This window comes from Endozoicomonas sp. NE40 (assembly GCF_040549045.1).
GTDB lineage: Bacteria > Pseudomonadota > Gammaproteobacteria > Pseudomonadales > Endozoicomonadaceae > Endozoicomonas_A > Endozoicomonas_A lisbonensis.
On sequence record NZ_JBEWTB010000002.1, the window covers coordinates 2,618,561 to 2,634,755 of the forward strand.

The window sequence follows — 16,195 nt, forward strand, 5'->3', positions numbered from 1 at the left end:
GCTCAGCGAGCCATTTGATTGATCACCGGGTCAATATCATAGCTGGCAGCCTGAATAGGCGTATTTTGTTCAATATATGACCATAATGCATCCGCATCGGTTCGCTTCAGGTTGATAAAACCCGGATGGTCAATCAGCTTGGGATAACCGTCTTCACCGGCTGCCAGTGCCGTATTAATGGCCATGCGGTAATTGGCTTTTTCTCTGAGGTCGGTATTGTGAATCCTGATCTTCAGTCCTTCTTCTTCTGTCAGGCTGAAGGTAACGCCGGCAAATTGCGCAAAGCCACTCTGGCCTTTAGGAATCAGGAAAATCTTTCGAAGGTAGTTCTCTACTTCAAAGCCTTTCATCTCAACCAGCCCGATCATATTGTTGTCTGGCTGTACAGAAAGAATATCCTGATAAGTAATATTACCTTCCGGCAGGCTTGCCTTAATGCTGCCTGCATTGACCACGGCAAAATCGGCTCTTGCCATTTCCTGCTGGGCGCAGGCGATAAGGTTGCCGAGGTTCGTATAATCTTCCCGAACTTCGTCAGCTTCACCTTTCAGACGTTTATCTGAAATACCAATCGTCTGCTGCAGACGAAGTTCACCGTCAAGTTTGTAAGGGGCTAACAGCTCCAGCATTTCCGGAGCTTCAGGCCAGATTTTTTCGTCACCTTCATGATTGACCGGAATCAGCTGATAGCCAGTCAGCGACAGTTCGCCATTGTTCAGTTCAAAATCAGCCCTGCCAACATATTGCCCGCGGCTGCCAGCCTGAACAATCCAGGTACCGTTCTGTCGGATGGGTTCAAAAAGGACGCTTTGTGAATGCCCACCAACAATCAGGTCATAGCCTTTTACTTTATCTGCAAAGGCAATATCGCCTGGCGAGTTGAGACTTCCGCTGTTGGTTTCAAAATGCCCAAGATGGGCAAGGGCAATCAGCACATCGACTTCGTCACGAAGAATGTTAGAGGCGACACTGCCTGCCCTGATCGGATCAATAAAATCAATGCCTTTGGTATTTTCCGGATGCCCGGTTCTCAGGGTGTCTGGCGTTGTAATGCCTACGATGGCGACAGAGAGCCCGTCGAAGTTAAAGGTTTTAAATGAGTCAAATCCTGGCTGCCCGGTTTCCGAGTCAAAGATATTGGCAGCCAGCATGGGAAAGCTGGACAGCTCCTGCTGCATTTTGAGGATATTGGGCGGGATATCGAACTCGTGGCTGCCAATGGCCATGGCATCGTAGCCAAGCAGATTCATACCCAGAATATCAGGAATGCCGCTTTGCAGGTCGGATTCCGGTACACCTTTGTTGATGTTGCCGCCGGACAGCAGAAGAACATGCCCGCCTTCGCTTTCGACCTCTTCACGAATGGAGTCTATGAGCGTTTTTCGGGCAGCCATGCCCCACTCACCCTTGTCATTACGCCAGAACTGACCACTGTTGTCGTTTGTATGCAGGACGGTCAGTTTATGGTTTTTGCCTTCGTCATGGCGACTGTTTTCTGCAGCCGGAGAGCATCCAGCCAGCATGGCTGACAGGGAAAGCAAGGCTGTGATCAGAGAAAATCGACGAAGTATGGACATGGATTGTCTTTATCGCGTTGGTTTTAGTGCAGGGTGGAATATATCACTGCCGTTCCAAAGAGAGTGTCGGGGAAAGGAGGGTGCTACGAAAAGTCTGTGTAAAGAACTTTCGATATGAATAATAAATTTATCAATAACAAAGACTTATAAAAGCAGTGTCGCTTTTTGTTCAGTATCAGGATGTCGGGGGGTATTATCCGCCGGTCTTCAACACAGGAGTATGAACCATGCTCAGACAGCGCCTTGTGTCTCTATTTCTGATGGGTATTGCATTATTACTTATCGGTTGTGCGAACGACCAACCTGTCCCTACATCAGAAAAGCTGAAGTCTGTAAAATTTACTGTTGTCCATACCAACGACAATCATGGGAAGTTCTGGAGAAACCGTCACGGTGAAATGGGAATGGCAGCCCGCAAAACCCTGATTGACCGCATTCGCAGGGACGTTGAAAACGAAGGCGGAAAGGTGCTGGTGCTGTCTGCGGGCGATGTGAATACCGGTGTGCCAGAGTCTGATATTCAGCAGGCTAAGCCAGATTTTATTGGTATGAATATGATCGGCTACGACGCCATGGCGCTGGGCAACCATGAGTTTGATAACCCTCTGGATGTGTTACTGGAACAGGAACGCTGGGCTGACTTCCCTTTTCTGGCTGCCAACATTTTCTATAAAAACGACGATAACCTTCTGTTCAGACCCTACATCATGAGAAACCTTAAAGGGGTTCGGGTCGCTATCCTGGGGCTGACCACTGAAGACACCGAAGCTCTGGTGATGCAGGACAATGTGAAAGATATCTATTTCACCAATGCCGTGAGTGCGGCAAAAGAGTGGGTGCCTAAGCTGAAAAGGGACGAAAAAGCGGATGTTGTCATTGCCCTCACGCATATTGGTCATTACCTCAATGCACAATATGGCTCCAATGCGCCCGGTGATGTGACTCTGGCAAAAGACGTCAATGGTATAGATATTATTGTGGGCGGACACTCTCAGAACAAAATGGAAAAGCCGGATATCAAGAACAGCACGTATATCCTGCAGGCATGGGAATGGGGCAAGTATGTAGGGCGAGCTGATTTCGTGTACTACTACGTTGATAACTTTGACGGTAAAGGAAACCGTAGTGGTGTATTGAAAATGGTCAACTACCGGTTGATTCCTGTGAACCTGAAAAGGCAGGTTCTGGTGGACGGCAAAAGTGAGTGGGTTAGCATTGAGCCGGAGATTCCGGAAGACCCTGATGTGTTGAGAGTGCTGAAGGTTTATCAGGATAAAGCGTCAAAAATGCTGCTGCGAAACGTTGGCGAACTGGATAAATCTATGCCCGGAGAGCGTGAACTTGTTCGTAGCCGCCCTGCTGCTATTGGGGTGTTAATTGCCAGGGCGCAAATGGAGAAAACAAAAGCAGACCTGGGCGTTGTAAACGGCGGAGGCATCCGGACCGGCCTGCCTGCTGGCAACATTACTGAAAAGGATGTTCTGAGTGTTCAGCCATTTGGCAATATGGTTTGTTTCCTGGAGATGAATGGCACAGAGCTGAAACACTTTGTAGAAGACATTGCCAGTATTGAACCAGGCAATGGCGGCTTCGCTCATTTCAGCGACAACGTTCGTTTGACTATCGCGGGTGGCGATAATCTGACCCGACTTGAGATCAATGGGAAGCCTGTTCAGAAAGACAAAACCTATCGACTGGCGATCAATGAATTCTCAGCCGGTGGCGGCGATAAATGGCCTGAAATTGATAACAATCCGACATTTATCAATACCGGCTATACCGATGCAGTGGTGCTGAAGGAATACATTCAGAAACATTCACCGTTGAAGCGGGTTAATTTTGAGCCGCAGACGGGGGACATCGTCAGGAAGTGAGTCTGCAGAAAATCGATCTTAAGCGAAGATCGCTGCTATTCAAGGTTTGCAACCATAATCGGGGTAAAGTAGAGCTTATGGGTATCTATATGGCAGACCTGGAAAAAGGAGATCTTATTTTCCAGCATGTGGCAAATGCCAATCTTGAAAGCACTTTTGTATGTCATGCGGCAGTTGTTGCCCAGCAGGTTGTGAGGCTGAAACCCCTGATATTTGATATTGCGAATCCAGCGGGGTTTTGCAAAAGACCCCTTTCTTCTTCTCCGGCGCCTTTTTGGTCAGCTTATCGCGTAAGCGACCTGTTGCTGGCTGCAAAGGCTGCTTTGATAGGCAACTACTGGATTAGCAACTGCCCCCGCGTAGTCTATAGCACTAAAAAAAATCGGCTCACCAGTCACGGGGCGTTCAGTATTTTATCAATGGCGACTGCATTTGCGGGGCGCTCTTATTTTGGTACCCATTCTATGGCCTATGCTAATTACCTCTGTACACAGTGTTTGACGACACTACCACGTGAAATTCATCCGGATAATACCAGTTTATTTTCGGGAGAGGTTTGTACTTACCTTCCCATTGCCTTGTACCAAGCGGCTTCCGGAGCAGAAGTTGTAAAATACATGGCTTTAGATGCAAGGAAGTCTATATCAAGGGATCTGGTAAAGTACCTGAATAAAAATCCTGAGTGGCGATTTTTGGGTACCCTGGATATGACCAGGCCTGAAATGTAGGGTACTTTTTTAGGGTCAACCCATGGTTCAGGCTAAAAAATCACAAAATTGTAATCCAGCCAGACCCGCAGATCATTTTCCTCTTTGTTGATCGCTTTCATCAGCTCCCTGTCATTTCGATAGATGCCGTATTCTAGCTTGAACTCCAGACCTTTCAGCACCTTCTGCGGGAAAATGTATTTGACCCATATATCGTGTTCGTTCTCAGAGACTCCCACCTTTTTGCTGCTTTTTTTGTCAGAAACAATTACGTCCATGCCAGAACCATAGAAATAGCCATAGCCCAGGTGTAAGCCTTTGGCTCCAAGAGAGGAAAAGTCATAGCTGACGCCTGCCATCCAGACGGTTTCGCCATCGTACAGCATATCTTCAGCAAAAGGGCTGGTCGGCATTCCCCAGATACCGTGTGTATTTTTGCCGAGGTCGTAATAATACACGGCTGGCGCAGCATACAATGCGCCGTTGTCTGCCCGGAACTTGTGGGTTTTTGACTCAGCCTTAAATGTGCTGACTGCGGCATCAAAACTCCAGCTGCCAACGGTCAGGGTGGCATTCAGGTTGCCTGCTGTCGCTTTGTCGTCAAATGATTTTTTACCAAATACTTCGCCTGACCACAGGTTGCCGTCTTTCCTGGTGTGGAACACTATTCCTCCTAACCGGAGATTCATGGTTTCGGATAACGGGGTTTTCCAGTTGATTTCGGCATTATGTGCCTGCAGGAAGCTTTTGGAAAAAGCGTTGCGGTATTTCAGCTCCAGACTCTGCTGGTTGGTCAGGTCAGAGGTATGGGCCAGCTCGGCAGCCAGGATATAATCAATTCTTCTTCCGTTGAAGTTTTCGATCCTGTTGAATTTGTCCTCGTTTCGCAGGGATATTTTATTCACCCAGGCAAACTTGAACTGTGTTTCATACAACCGGGTGTTCAGGTTAACCCCTTCCCAGGTACTGGGAACGGTACGTGAACCAGAGCTTGAAACCAGCCCTGTGTATAGCGACTGGCGACCCACTTTCAGCCTGCCGGAGAACGGGTTGCCTTCCTGTTCACATTTCAGTTCAAACCAGGCCTGGCCCAGTTTGGAAAACCCTTCCTGCTTGCCGTTTTTACCGGTTTTTAACAGCTGGTAGGAATCTTTGAACCGGTCTTTGTCGTAATGGAGCTTCGCCGCGCCATAGAATGAGCCACCAACAGCGAACAGGTCACCGAGGTAACCTGAGCGTACATTCAGGTGCAAACCTCCGGTCCAGGCACCTGCCCGGTAGGGTTTGACCCCCTGGTCTTTGCTGTAAGTGTTTTCTACGTCGTAGTACACCGTACGAATTTTGCCGTCTATTGCTCCGTCGTCTATAAACGGCGTACCGGTGACGGCCAGACAACTGCCGGAAGCTATCATACATGAGGCTATCAGGCATGAGGGCAGGGGGAAGAGAGCAGGCTTTAGAGCAGGCACAACGAGCTACCTGTTGTGTGACAAACGTTGACAACTCAGTATAGTGGCTCGTTGTTATATGCCCTCCTCCCTGAGGAAATGAAAAGCTATTGAGCGATTAATTTTCCGCAAACGTTTCTATATAAAGCTTCTCAACCTTTTCCCGCGCCCATGGGGTTCGGCGAAGGAACTTCAGGCTGGATTTAACAGAAGGCTCATGGGTAAAGCACCCGATGTTGATCAATTGCCCGAGGTTTTTCCAGCCAAAATGTGACTGAAGGTCCGTGACTATTTTTTCCAGGGTAATTCCGTGGAGGGGGTTGTTAGGTTGTTGCAACTGCATATCGGGTCAGTCCTGCTTTATGAAATATCAACAGGAGTTTAATGCATATTCTGATCACGGATTAATATTCTGCTGATTCGCTGCCATCTTGTTTCTAACAGGCAAAAAAAATGCTCTCAAGGCGAGAGCATTTTTTGAATCAGTACACTTCTATCAGAGCGCTTTCATCAGAGCGCTTTGATCAGAAATTGTATTTCAGGCTGTAGATGACGCCGTCCTGATAAGTGGCATTACCCAGCTTGTCATCAGCGTAGCGGTACTGCAGACCAGCTGTGATGCTGTCGGTTGCATTCCACCAGAAACCAACACCACCGTTGTGACCCGATTTTTTAGAGGAACCGCTTGCACTGCGCAGGTAGTTGGAGTTGCGACCGAACTCGTATTCGTGCCAGTTAGTCACCATGAAGTCTTCGCCCATGGCTTTAAAGTTGTAACCGGCTACCCAGCCCAGCATGTAACCGTTGTTACCACTGAAATAGGTGGTTTCAGCGTTGTGCAGGGCAAGAACAGGCTTGAAGAAGTAGTTATCACCAGCGAAGTTGTAACCGAAACCGACAAAGCGGTTCTGTTCGTCAAAATCGTGGGTGCTCAGGTCGTAGATTTGAGCAAACAGGTTGAAACCAGAGTCACCCAGATTGATACGGGTGTTTCCTTTCATCGCGACACGGCGGCCACTTTCGCTGCTTTTGTGTGGGTTTTCCAGATCAATGAAACCGTACACTTCACCCCAGGTAAAACCGGCACCACCTTCTACTTCAAGATAAGTGAAATCGTCGTGAGCTGTGTTCTTTTCGGTTTTGTTGGTCCAGTCCAGGCGGTTGATGCTGACGTTACCAAAGCCGTACAGGTAGTCGGCGCTGGCGGTGGCAGCAGCGGTCATTGTTGCCAGGGCAATCGTAGCGTTACGCAGCAGTTTCATGAATGGCCAGTTCCCAGTGTGAAGTGTGTCAGCCACAAGAGGCATTGCCTATGGGCGACAAGTACCTGTTGTGGTCAAAATTCGTTGGGCAGAATTTATAGAGTCTGTAAATAAATAGGCATGGTTGATTTCCGATCAATTCGACTAAAAAGTATACGACCTGGCGAAGCTGTGTAGTGCAAAAGTGTGGCGGATTGAGTGATATTCTCTGGCTTATGGTGGTCAGTTCTTATCTGGATATTGATGATCTTCGTGCGTGTCGAATCTGCGTTCAGTTTTTTTGCATTATTAGCACTTCCATCGGTCAAAATGGAATAACTGGACTATGCTTTTGCGCCTGTGATTACAACTTTCAGCAAAAATGCGATGTTTAACAAAAAAAGATTATTCTGCCATATTTCTGCAGCCTGCCTTGCTATTTTGGCACTTGTTAGTTTGAATCTTCCAGCCAGGGCCGTTGAAGTGAAAAGTCAAACGGTTCACAACCTGGCTCTGATACCTTTCGCAATTGGATTGTCGTGGTTATCGGTTAAAAACAAACCCTGCAATAAGAATAAAAAGCTGTACCCGGTTATTTTTCCTGACTGCGATAGCGCGCCAAAAGCACTGGAGCTAAATAAAAACGCAGTGGTAACAGGTCTTTCTGAACCGTTTCAGGTAATGAGTCTTATCATTCAGCCTGAAAGTGGAAGTCAGAACCTGATGGCCCGGTTACCAGATGTCGCTCTTATTAGTAATGGACATTCAGCGTCTGATTTATTGCTGCTGGTTGATCGGCAGTCACCCTTCTGTAACAGGGAAGACGCTGCTCTGACTCAGCTTCAGCACAACTGGCTGAATTTAAAAGCGGTCTCTTCATCCGGTCGTCAACACTCTGACAAAAGTCACAGGCAGGATAGAGATCTGCCTGATAAGCCAGAGCTGCTGGTCGGTATAAATGAAGAGGGTGTTGTTGTATTCATTATTGTTGAGATTGATGAACGTGGAAAAAGCCATGTTAAACAGCTAAAAACCAATGTTCTGGTGACAGACCCTCATGCTCAGGATTTCATACAGAGGCTGGTTGAGTATCAGAATGTTGCTATTACTCCAGAACTTTCCAGGCGGCTAAATCAAAAGTGGCCTATAACATCCCACGGGAAGAATGATAATTATTACCCAGGATCAGGCTCTGAGGAAAAAACACACACTGTGACCAGCCTTCAACCTGTTCGCCCGCTACTCAGTACGGGGGATAGCGGTTTGATGTCAGGAACAGCTTCTGTCATCCAAAGCCCGGCAGACAGAGGTCGTTCATCGAGGTTCCGCTATGACGAAGAATATTATGAAAGCAACACTGAAGACTGGAGAGCCAGTCAGCCCAGTGGTTCGTTAACCGCTCACGAGTCTTTCAATAATATTGATAGGTATATCGATCACATCAATGAATTGCTGGGAGACTTAAGACTCAAAGTGCTGCTTCCGGAAATTTTAGAGTCTTTGAAAGCCGAGGTTGACTTCACTGGAGGAGATGCACGACAGCAATTAACATTTAGACGACATATGAACTTTATACAGAAAGTTGTTGATGCTGACACTGAAGAGGAGATCAAACAGTTGCTTGATATCGAGCTTAAGGAACTCCAGAAAAGACATCAGCACATCACGCATCTCGAACATTTCTGGTGGTGGGCGGTTTCTATTTTCGAGCAATCTGGTTTAGATTGGGTAGCTGAAGAGTTTATGAGAAAACTGCTGGGTCTCTGGCCTGATAATAGTGACCTTGGTGGTGCTCTTGTCTGGCACCTTATTCACAGAGACAAAGTTAAGTCGGCTAAAAATTTGGTTGAAAAATGGGAGCGAAAACAGCGCTTTAGTAGTGAGTCAATCGACTGGATTAAAAAGATGTTTTCTAAAAACAGCATCAGACGGATAAAATCCACGGCTTACTCCAATTTCAAGCCATTTTCAAAGATAGTAAGAGGCCAGACAACGGTAAATTTATCAGATCCGGGTGGGCGGTAAACTTATAAAGTACTCCACAGCGTATCAAAGATAATTTGCTGGGTACTGGCGATTTCGCCGGAGTCAATCACCACTGCAACCGGGTAGTCCTGAGAGGCCAGTGAAATCATCGCGACTTTCGGCGGGTAGATGGCAATATAGCTGGCATCTATCTTGCCTTTCGCGTCAATCCACTTGCGTTCAGATAATTCTGCATCTTCCCCGCCTTCACCTATTGCAATCACCCTCACGTTTATCTTCTTGCGAATGCGCTGCTGGGTGTAGTTTGGGAATGGCCGGTACAAATGCTGACGAATAGGCTTGGATGAAAATACGGAATACTGTTTGCTGTCCTGCTGTTCGACGGTATTAAGGATATCCTTCAGCACAAATTCAATACCGGCGTCGCCTTCATAAAAACGAACATTTCCCGGATTAAAATCGGGTTTGAGATGGTTCAGCTGTGGAATCAGGGTATGCTTCATCTCTTCAATGCCCTGCTCAAGGGATTGTCGCTTTTCCTCTGCCAGTTCCAGCAACCTTTCCGGCGGCTCGGCACAGAAAACCCGTCGCTTGCCTTTGGGGAAATAACTGACAATGCCTTTGCCTGCCAGGTCTTTCAGGGTTTCATAGGTGGTGCCACGGTTGATACCGGCTTCGGCAGCAATATCCCGAATAGAGGCTGTCCCCATTTTTAACAGGGCCAGGTAGATGCTGATTTCACGGGCGCTCAGCCCCAGCTGTTCCAGTATTTCAAGTTTCATATATTGTCAATTATTTAATGACAAAGACGGTTGTATTTAAGATGCTATAGGATAAGCTAAAAAAGTTACAGTCAGGAAGTGTCACAAAACAAAATGACAAATATTTCTGACGATACTGAATTACTGCTCACGCTGCTTTTAACAGATAGCTTTAACAGATTGCTTCTGACAGATCATTTGCTTTCCTTCCGTATTGCCGGGTAAATAGTGCCGGGTCAATAGTTGTGATGAAGTTTGATGGCTTCGTCAGGCTACTGTTTTCAGTGATGCTGGCGACATATAGAAGCAGCGGAGTGCAAAAGTGCAGCGATGTCCTGTAAACAGGAACGCTGCATTTTTAAAAATGCATTGCAAGGTACCACCATGAGAGCCGACATTGTCATTCTTGCTGCCGGACAGGGCAGCCGCATGAAATCCAGCCTGCCAAAGGTGCTGCACCCGATAGCAGGCAAGCCAATGCTTGAACACGTTATTCTGAGCGCACAGCAAACCCAGAGGCGGATTGGTAAAGGCGAGATTCATGTGGTGATTGGTCACGGGGCAGAAAAAGTTAAAGAGGCTCTGGGGCATTATGACCTGAACTGGGTCGAGCAGACCGAACAGCTAGGTACGGGTCATGCGGTGCAGCAGACCGTTCCGGGATGTAAAGATGCTGATGTGGTTCTGGTACTTTATGGTGACGTCCCCCTGATTCATTCCTCCACGCTTCAATCCCTGCTTGCTGCCAGCAACGGTGAACGACTGGGCCTGTTAACCATTAACCTGCCAAATCCGTCAGGCTACGGTCGTATTGTCCGGGACGGCTTTGGCAATGTGCAGGCTATTGTTGAAGACAAGGATTCAACTCCGGAACAGCTGGCCATTAACGAAGTCAATACAGGCATCATGGCCATTCCCGGCAAAAAGCTGGGTGACTGGGTGATGGGGCTGGATAACAACAATGCCCAGCAGGAATATTACCTGACCGATGTCGTTGCTAAAGCGGTGCAGGAAGAAACCCCGGTCGTTCATGTTCAGCCCCAGAAAGCGACTGAAGTTGAAGGCGTAAACAGCCGCGTTCAGTTGACCGAACTGGAACGATCCCTGCAAAAAGAACTGGCAACCAGCCTGATGACGTCCGGTGTCACCATTGTAGACCCTGCCCGCCTCGATATTCGTGGCAACATCAAAACCGGCCGTGACATTTTCCTTGATATTAACGTGGTACTGGAAGGCGATGTAGAGCTGGCCGACAACGTCATTATCGAGCCTGGCTGCATTATTCGTAACTCCAAAGTGGGTGAAGGTGCAGTTATCAAGGCTCACTCTATTCTGGAAAATGCAGTGGTTGCTGCGGACTGTGAAGTAGGTCCTTTTGCACGACTTCGACCGGGTGCCAACCTGGCGGAAAAAGCCAGAGTGGGTAACTTTGTAGAAATTAAAAAAGCTAATGTTGGTCAAGGCAGTAAAGTAAACCATCTCAGCTATGTGGGCGATGCTGAAATTGGTTCCGGTGTCAACGTCGGTGCCGGTGTAGTGACTTGTAATTACGATGGTGTAAACAAACATCAGACGGTTATCGGTGATGACGCCTTTATCGGTACTAACAGTTCTCTGGTCGCTCCGGTGGCTGTCGGCAGTGGGGCAACCACCGGTGCCGGGTCCGTGATCACAAAAACTGTTGAAGATAACCAGCTGGCTGTTGGACGAGCCAGGCAGCGCAATATTGATGGCTGGGAACGTCCGGTTAAAAAGGCGTAAACAGAAGCTGTAAGAAAGTGGGCAGACCGTCTGCCCTTCTTTTTTTAAATCGAATTCAGGTAAAGAGTTATGTGTGGGATTGTTGGTGCGGTAGCGCAAAGGGATGTGGCGCCTATCCTTTTAGAAGGACTTCGTCGTCTGGAGTACCGGGGCTATGACTCCGCCGGTGTTGCTATTGTTGATAATCAGGGCGAACTGCAACGGGTTCGTCGTACTGGTAAGGTGGCGGAACTGGCTGACGCTATTGCTGAAACGCCGGCTCCGGGTGGTACAGGTATTGCCCACACCCGCTGGGCAACCCATGGTGAACCTAACGAGCGCAATGCCCACCCCCATGTTTCCGGTGAAGACATTGCTGTGGTTCATAACGGTATCATTGAAAACCATGAAGAGCTGCGTGAATTCCTGAAGGGTGAAGGTTATGTCTTCACTTCGGACACTGATACAGAAGTGATTGCCCACCTGGTCAGCCTTGAGCAGAAATCTTCAGACACCCTGCTGGAAGCTGTTCAGAAAGCGGTAGATAAGCTGGAAGGTGCTTATGGCATGGTGGTGATGGATCGTACCGATACTGAACGTCTGATTGTTGCCCGTTCCGGCAGCCCTCTGGTCATTGGTCTGGGTCTGGGTGAAAACTTTATTGCTTCTGACCAGCTGGCGCTGTTCCCGGTCACCCGTCGTTTTATGTTCCTGGAAGAAGGTGATGTGGCTCAGGTCACCCGCACCAGTGTTTCTGTTTTTGATGACAAGGGCAATGCGGTTCAGCGTGCTGCCAAAGAAAGTGACATTGAGCACGATGCCGGTGACAAAGGCCAGTACCGTCACTACATGCTGAAAGAGATTCACGAACAGCCGGATGCCATTGCCAACACGCTGGAAGGTCGTCTGGGTGAAAATAAACTCAATCTGGACAATCTGGGCAAAGAAGGTCTGGATATTCTCAGCAAAACCAAAGCCGTACAAATTGTTGCCTGTGGCACCAGTTATCACGGTGCCATGGTGGCCCGTTACTGGTTCGAGGAACTGGCAGGCATTCCGTGTCGTGTAGAAATTGCTTCCGAGTTCCGTTACAGAAAATTCTTTGTACCGGAAAACTGTCTGTTTGTAACGATCTCCCAGTCTGGTGAAACGGCTGACACTCTCGCAGCCCTGCAACTGGCGAAGGAACAGGGTTACATGGCGTCTCTGAGCATTTGTAACGTACCGGGGTCTTCTATGGTACGTGAATCTGATATGTCACTGATGACCCGTGCGGGGGCAGAGATTGGTGTAGCGTCTACCAAGGCTTTTACCACCCAGCTGACCGCCCTGCTGATGCTGGTTACTGCGGTAGGTCGCCACACCGGTATGACGGAAGCGCAGGAAGCAGACATTGTTAAGGCGCTGCGGGAACTGCCGCATCACATCAAAGATACTCTGGCACTGAGTGACGATATTGAAGCACTGGCAGAAGACTTCGCCCACAAACATCACAGTCTGTTCCTGGGGCGCGGCACTCAGTACCCGATTGCGATGGAAGGTGCGCTGAAACTGAAGGAAATTTCCTACATTCACGCTGAAGCTTACGCTGCCGGTGAACTGAAGCATGGCCCGCTGGCTCTGATTGACGACGATATGCCGGTTATCGTGGTGGCACCAAACAACGATCTGCTGGAAAAACTGAAGTCCAATATGGAAGAGGTTCGCGCCCGTGGTGGTCAGTTGTATGTGTTTGCCGACCGTCACTCCAAGGTCGCAGAGGCAGACGGTATGAAAGTACTGCCTGTCGATGAAGTGCCTGAGATTGTTGCACCGATTCTCTACACGATTCCTTTACAGCTGCTGTCTTACTACGTCGCCATCCTTAAGGGTACCGATGTTGACCAGCCCAGAAATTTAGCGAAAAGCGTGACGGTCGAATAATACTGTTGTCAGTTTTTTGAAAATTGTGGGTGAGTAATAAAGTTGGAAACAAAAACCGTCCAGATTCACTCTTCGCTATAAGGAGTAAATCCGGGCGGTTTTTGTTATAGCAAAAAACAGTGTGGTAACACAGCAGCAAGCCTGCACGAAGATCAGCTAATCTTGTTTGATCTGTCATCAATTGAAAGCGCTCCCCAAAAAACTGTGTTGTTAACAGCCACATGTCGACATGTCATCAATGCCTGAATTTACTGGCTTCGAACACTTCGTCTCGTACATCACTTTATGAAAGTATCCCAGCTAGAAATGTTGCTGTTATGCATTGAGCTTGGCTCTATAGCTGCTGCAGCAAGAAAATTAAACAAAAGCCGGAGTACAGTCAGTACGGCACTGAATGCTCTGGAAGACGACCTTGGCGTGGCATTGCTCGAACGTACGGGCAATCGGGTCAAACCTACCGATATAGGTCTTTCTATTCTGGATGAAAGTGAACACATTATTCACTCCATGCACCAGATAAAGACCAAGTGCGAGCATTATCTCAACGGTTATGAAACCACTTTGCGCATTGTGCGGGACGATACCCTGCCCGAACAGTTCTGGAGAGAGACAACCAATGAGTTAAAAAAACGCTATCCCGGCACCAGCTTTTTTATGTATCTGGCTCCGTCCCCGGAGATAGTTAATTGCATGGAGTCCAATATTGCGGATGTAGCGTTTTGTACGAGTTTTGGCTGGAAAGAGTCTGACAGTTATCAACACGAACAACTGGGCAAGATTCTGTTCCTGTCCGTGGTTCATCACCAACACCCGCTGAATCAGTTGCGTTCAGTGACAGAGCTGGACCTGCGGCGGTATACAGAAATTATTCAGACTTATATGGATCAGGAGCGCCTGACGGCTTTTTCGCCGGTGTCCGGTAATTACCATGGCTTGCCGTTTTTTGAACTGATGCGGGATGTTGCGATGGATCAGATTGGCTGGACCAGCATTCCCTCTCTTCTTTTGGAAAGTGACGAGCATCGAAAGACCCTGAAGGTCATTAAATGTCCGGAAGCCATGACCTGGAGACCTTATCTGGCACTGATGCGCGAGTCTGTTGAGGGCGGCGTAATCATGAAAGAGCTGTGCCAGAAGGTTAAAGACTACCTGTATAGCGCCCAGGTATAACAATGAGCTTGCTGGGTATCGTTTCACTCCACCCAACCTGCACATAAAAACTGGTGACGGTTTTTTCAACGCTCAGAGGTTTTGCACGCTGCTTTCCGTCAAATACCATAACGCCAGTTGGAGCAAGCTCAGCTCCAGATACACAAAAAGAGTAGACGACGATATGAAAGAGTTTGATCTGGCTATTATCGGAGCCGGTGCCGGTGGTTTGAATTCTGCTTATGCCGGTCTGGCTATGGGTAAAAGCGTTCTGTTAATTGACAAACATAAGCCTGGTGGCGAGTGTACATGGTTTGGTTGCATCCCCAGCAAGGCGCTGATTCATATTGCAGATGAAATCCATACCGCTACAAAATACGCTGATGTTACTGTGGATTCAAAAGCCATTCTGGGCAAAGTCCGGGCTTTGACAGAAAGGGCTCATCAGGCAGAACATCCGGATGTTCTGACCAATGCAGGGATTCACTATATCAACGGTTACGCCCGGCTCAAAGATGCCAGAACCCTGGATGTTGACGGTGAAGAATATACGGCAAAAAAAATTATAGTAACGCCGGGTAGCTCTCCAGCCGTGCCACCTGTCAAGGGGCTTGATCAGGTTGAGTACCTGACCAATGTAAACGTATTCCATCAGGACGAACTGCCAGAAACCATGATTGTGCTGGGGGCTGGTGCAATCGGGGTGGAGCTTTCCCAGGCGATGAACCGGCTGGGCGTTCGTGTGACACTGGTTGAGTTAAGCGACACTATCCTTCCAAAAGAAGACAAAGAGTTATCAACCGCCCTGCAGGAAACACTGATTTCGGAAGGTGTGAATATTCTGACCTCCGCTGAAGCCGTTTCCGTCAGCAATAACACCAGGGGCATCAGCCTGACGGTGATGAAAGACGGAGCATCATTAGAAATAGAAGGTGAACGTATATTGCTGGCTCTGGGGCGTAAACCGAATGTCCACGGCATGGGGCTGGAGACCATTGGTGTCGATTTTGACCACAGTGGCATTAAAGTCGATGAATATCTGGAAACCACTGTGAAAGGTGTTTATGCCATCGGGGATGCTGTTGGGTCGTACCAGTTTTCTCATATGGCAGGCTTTCAGGCGAGGCTTGCCATAAGCAACGCCTTCAGCGACAGCAAAGAGGCTGTGGATTACCAGAATAAGGTCTGGAGTACCTTTACTCATCCAGAGCTTGCCCGTTCTGGTATGACAGAGGAAGAAGCAAAAGCGGCTTATGGCAACAAGATTAAAGTGGTTCGCTTCGATTTCAGCGACCTGGACAGGGCGGTGGTTGATGAAGCAACGAATGGCATGATCAAGATTATTGTTGACGAAAACGATCACATACTGGGTGCCAGCATTCTTGGAGAACGGGCCAGCGAGCTAGTGAGTGAGCTGCAGGTGATTAAAACCTTTAATCACAAGTTATCTGACCTGAAAAAAGTAATACATCCTTATCCGTCTTACAGTAGTGTATTGCAGGAGCTGGAAGACTGATACACAACAGACGGCGGAGCATTAGCCTGAGAACCTATCGCCATGCACCCAATGCCGGTTCCAGAAAAAGCTGGACTACCGGTGATGCCACGTCCAGGGCGGTAAGGCTGGCTGATATAGCTATGGCTGATATAGCTATGCGCGGCGAGATGGGAATCCCCGGTGTTCTCAGCGCACCTCAATGGGGCTTCTATGATGTATTTTTTTCCCGCTCTTTTTCATCAAAAGGCAAAGAGTTAAAGCTTAATCAATATAAATCCTGAAAGGATGGAC

General features: G+C 48.2%; 12 protein-coding genes and 1 pseudogene. 8 read left to right on the plus strand and 5 right to left on the minus strand.

Features of this window, described 5'->3' with window-relative positions; all coding sequences use genetic code 11:
• Positions 1-2: 2 nt before the first annotated feature.
• Positions 3-1,577, minus strand: coding sequence for a 5'-nucleotidase C-terminal domain-containing protein (locus V5J35_RS12910; RefSeq protein ID WP_354007526.1), 1,575 nt, complete (start codon positions 1,575-1,577; stop codon positions 3-5).
• 227 nt (positions 1,578-1,804) lie between these two features.
• Between V5J35_RS12910 and ushA the strand changes: the two genes are divergently transcribed.
• Positions 1,805-3,451, plus strand: a complete 1,647-nt coding sequence (gene ushA, locus V5J35_RS12915) for a bifunctional UDP-sugar hydrolase/5'-nucleotidase UshA (RefSeq protein ID WP_354007527.1) — start codon at positions 1,805-1,807, stop codon at positions 3,449-3,451.
• A gap of 89 nt (positions 3,452-3,540) precedes the next feature.
• The gene (locus V5J35_RS12920) at positions 3,541-4,179 is read left to right on the plus strand and encodes a hypothetical protein (protein ID WP_354007528.1); all 639 of its coding nucleotides are present in this window, start codon (positions 3,541-3,543) and stop codon (positions 4,177-4,179) included.
• Between the two features lie 32 nt (positions 4,180-4,211).
• Here V5J35_RS12920 and V5J35_RS12925 read toward each other — a convergent pair whose 3' ends face one another.
• The 3 genes from V5J35_RS12925 to V5J35_RS12935 all read right to left on the minus strand — a co-directional run bounded on the left by V5J35_RS12925 (position 4,212) and on the right by V5J35_RS12935 (position 6,868).
• Entirely contained in the window at positions 4,212-5,570 is a 1,359-nt protein-coding gene (locus tag V5J35_RS12925; protein WP_354007529.1) for an OprD family outer membrane porin, read from the minus strand.
• A gap of 154 nt (positions 5,571-5,724) precedes the next feature.
• Positions 5,725-5,949, minus strand: a complete 225-nt coding sequence (locus V5J35_RS12930) for a VF530 family protein (RefSeq protein WP_354007530.1) — start codon at positions 5,947-5,949, stop codon at positions 5,725-5,727.
• Between the two features lie 181 nt (positions 5,950-6,130).
• On the minus strand, positions 6,131-6,868 hold the full coding sequence (locus V5J35_RS12935; RefSeq protein WP_354007531.1) for an outer membrane protein OmpK: 738 nt from the start codon (positions 6,866-6,868) through the stop codon (positions 6,131-6,133).
• A gap of 462 nt (positions 6,869-7,330) precedes the next feature.
• Here V5J35_RS12935 and V5J35_RS12940 point away from each other — a divergent pair, with 462 nt between their 5' ends.
• Complete coding sequence (locus tag V5J35_RS12940) at positions 7,331-8,872, plus strand: tetratricopeptide repeat protein (protein WP_354007532.1); 1,542 nt, start codon at positions 7,331-7,333, stop codon at positions 8,870-8,872.
• Between the two features lie 2 nt (positions 8,873-8,874).
• On the opposite strand, the gene V5J35_RS12945 is transcribed toward V5J35_RS12940, so the two are convergent.
• Entirely contained in the window at positions 8,875-9,615 is a 741-nt protein-coding gene (locus V5J35_RS12945) for a TrmB family transcriptional regulator (RefSeq protein WP_354007533.1), read from the minus strand.
• Positions 9,616-9,978: 363 nt separating this feature from the next.
• Between V5J35_RS12945 and glmU the strand changes: the two genes are divergently transcribed.
• The 5 genes and pseudogenes from glmU to V5J35_RS12970 all read left to right on the plus strand — a co-directional run.
• Positions 9,979-11,355 (plus strand): bifunctional UDP-N-acetylglucosamine diphosphorylase/glucosamine-1-phosphate N-acetyltransferase GlmU, encoded by a 1,377-nt coding sequence (gene glmU / locus V5J35_RS12950; protein WP_354007534.1) that lies wholly within the window; start codon positions 9,979-9,981, stop codon positions 11,353-11,355.
• 69 nt (positions 11,356-11,424) lie between these two features.
• Complete coding sequence (gene glmS / locus V5J35_RS12955) at positions 11,425-13,257, plus strand: glutamine--fructose-6-phosphate transaminase (isomerizing) (RefSeq protein WP_354007535.1); 1,833 nt, start codon at positions 11,425-11,427, stop codon at positions 13,255-13,257.
• A gap of 306 nt (positions 13,258-13,563) precedes the next feature.
• Positions 13,564-14,427: a LysR family transcriptional regulator gene (locus tag V5J35_RS12960; RefSeq protein WP_354007536.1), complete on the plus strand. Its 864-nt coding sequence runs from the start codon at positions 13,564-13,566 to the stop codon at positions 14,425-14,427.
• Positions 14,428-14,590: 163 nt separating this feature from the next.
• Positions 14,591-15,922: a dihydrolipoyl dehydrogenase family protein gene (locus tag V5J35_RS12965; protein WP_354007537.1), complete on the plus strand. Its 1,332-nt coding sequence runs from the start codon at positions 14,591-14,593 to the stop codon at positions 15,920-15,922.
• Between the two features lie 23 nt (positions 15,923-15,945).
• Positions 15,946-16,128: pseudogene (locus V5J35_RS12970) on the plus strand (MmgE/PrpD family protein); the annotation flags it as partial.
• Positions 16,129-16,195: the final 67 nt, after the last annotated feature.

Bases quoted from the DNA above. Each gene is read 5' to 3' on its own strand.
- V5J35_RS12965 (WP_354007537.1), top strand. From the start codon at position 14,591: ATGAAAGAGTTTGATCTGGCTATTATCGGAGCCGGTGCCGGTGGTTTG.
- V5J35_RS12960 (WP_354007536.1), top strand. From the start codon at position 13,564: ATGTTGCTGTTATGCATTGAGCTTGGCTCTATAGCTGCTGCAGCAAGA.
- V5J35_RS12920 (WP_354007528.1), top strand. From the start codon at position 3,541: ATGGCAGACCTGGAAAAAGGAGATCTTATTTTCCAGCATGTGGCAAAT.
- glmU (WP_354007534.1), top strand. From the start codon at position 9,979: ATGAGAGCCGACATTGTCATTCTTGCTGCCGGACAGGGCAGCCGCATG.
- V5J35_RS12910 (WP_354007526.1), bottom strand. From the start codon at position 1,577: ATGTCCATACTTCGTCGATTTTCTCTGATCACAGCCTTGCTTTCCCTG.
- V5J35_RS12930 (WP_354007530.1), bottom strand. From the start codon at position 5,949: ATGCAGTTGCAACAACCTAACAACCCCCTCCACGGAATTACCCTGGAA.
- glmS (WP_354007535.1), top strand. From the start codon at position 11,425: ATGTGTGGGATTGTTGGTGCGGTAGCGCAAAGGGATGTGGCGCCTATC.
- ushA (WP_354007527.1), top strand. From the start codon at position 1,805: ATGCTCAGACAGCGCCTTGTGTCTCTATTTCTGATGGGTATTGCATTA.
- V5J35_RS12925 (WP_354007529.1), bottom strand. From the start codon at position 5,570: ATGATAGCTTCCGGCAGTTGTCTGGCCGTCACCGGTACGCCGTTTATA.
- V5J35_RS12945 (WP_354007533.1), bottom strand. From the start codon at position 9,615: ATGAAACTTGAAATACTGGAACAGCTGGGGCTGAGCGCCCGTGAAATC.
- V5J35_RS12935 (WP_354007531.1), bottom strand. From the start codon at position 6,868: ATGAAACTGCTGCGTAACGCTACGATTGCCCTGGCAACAATGACCGCT.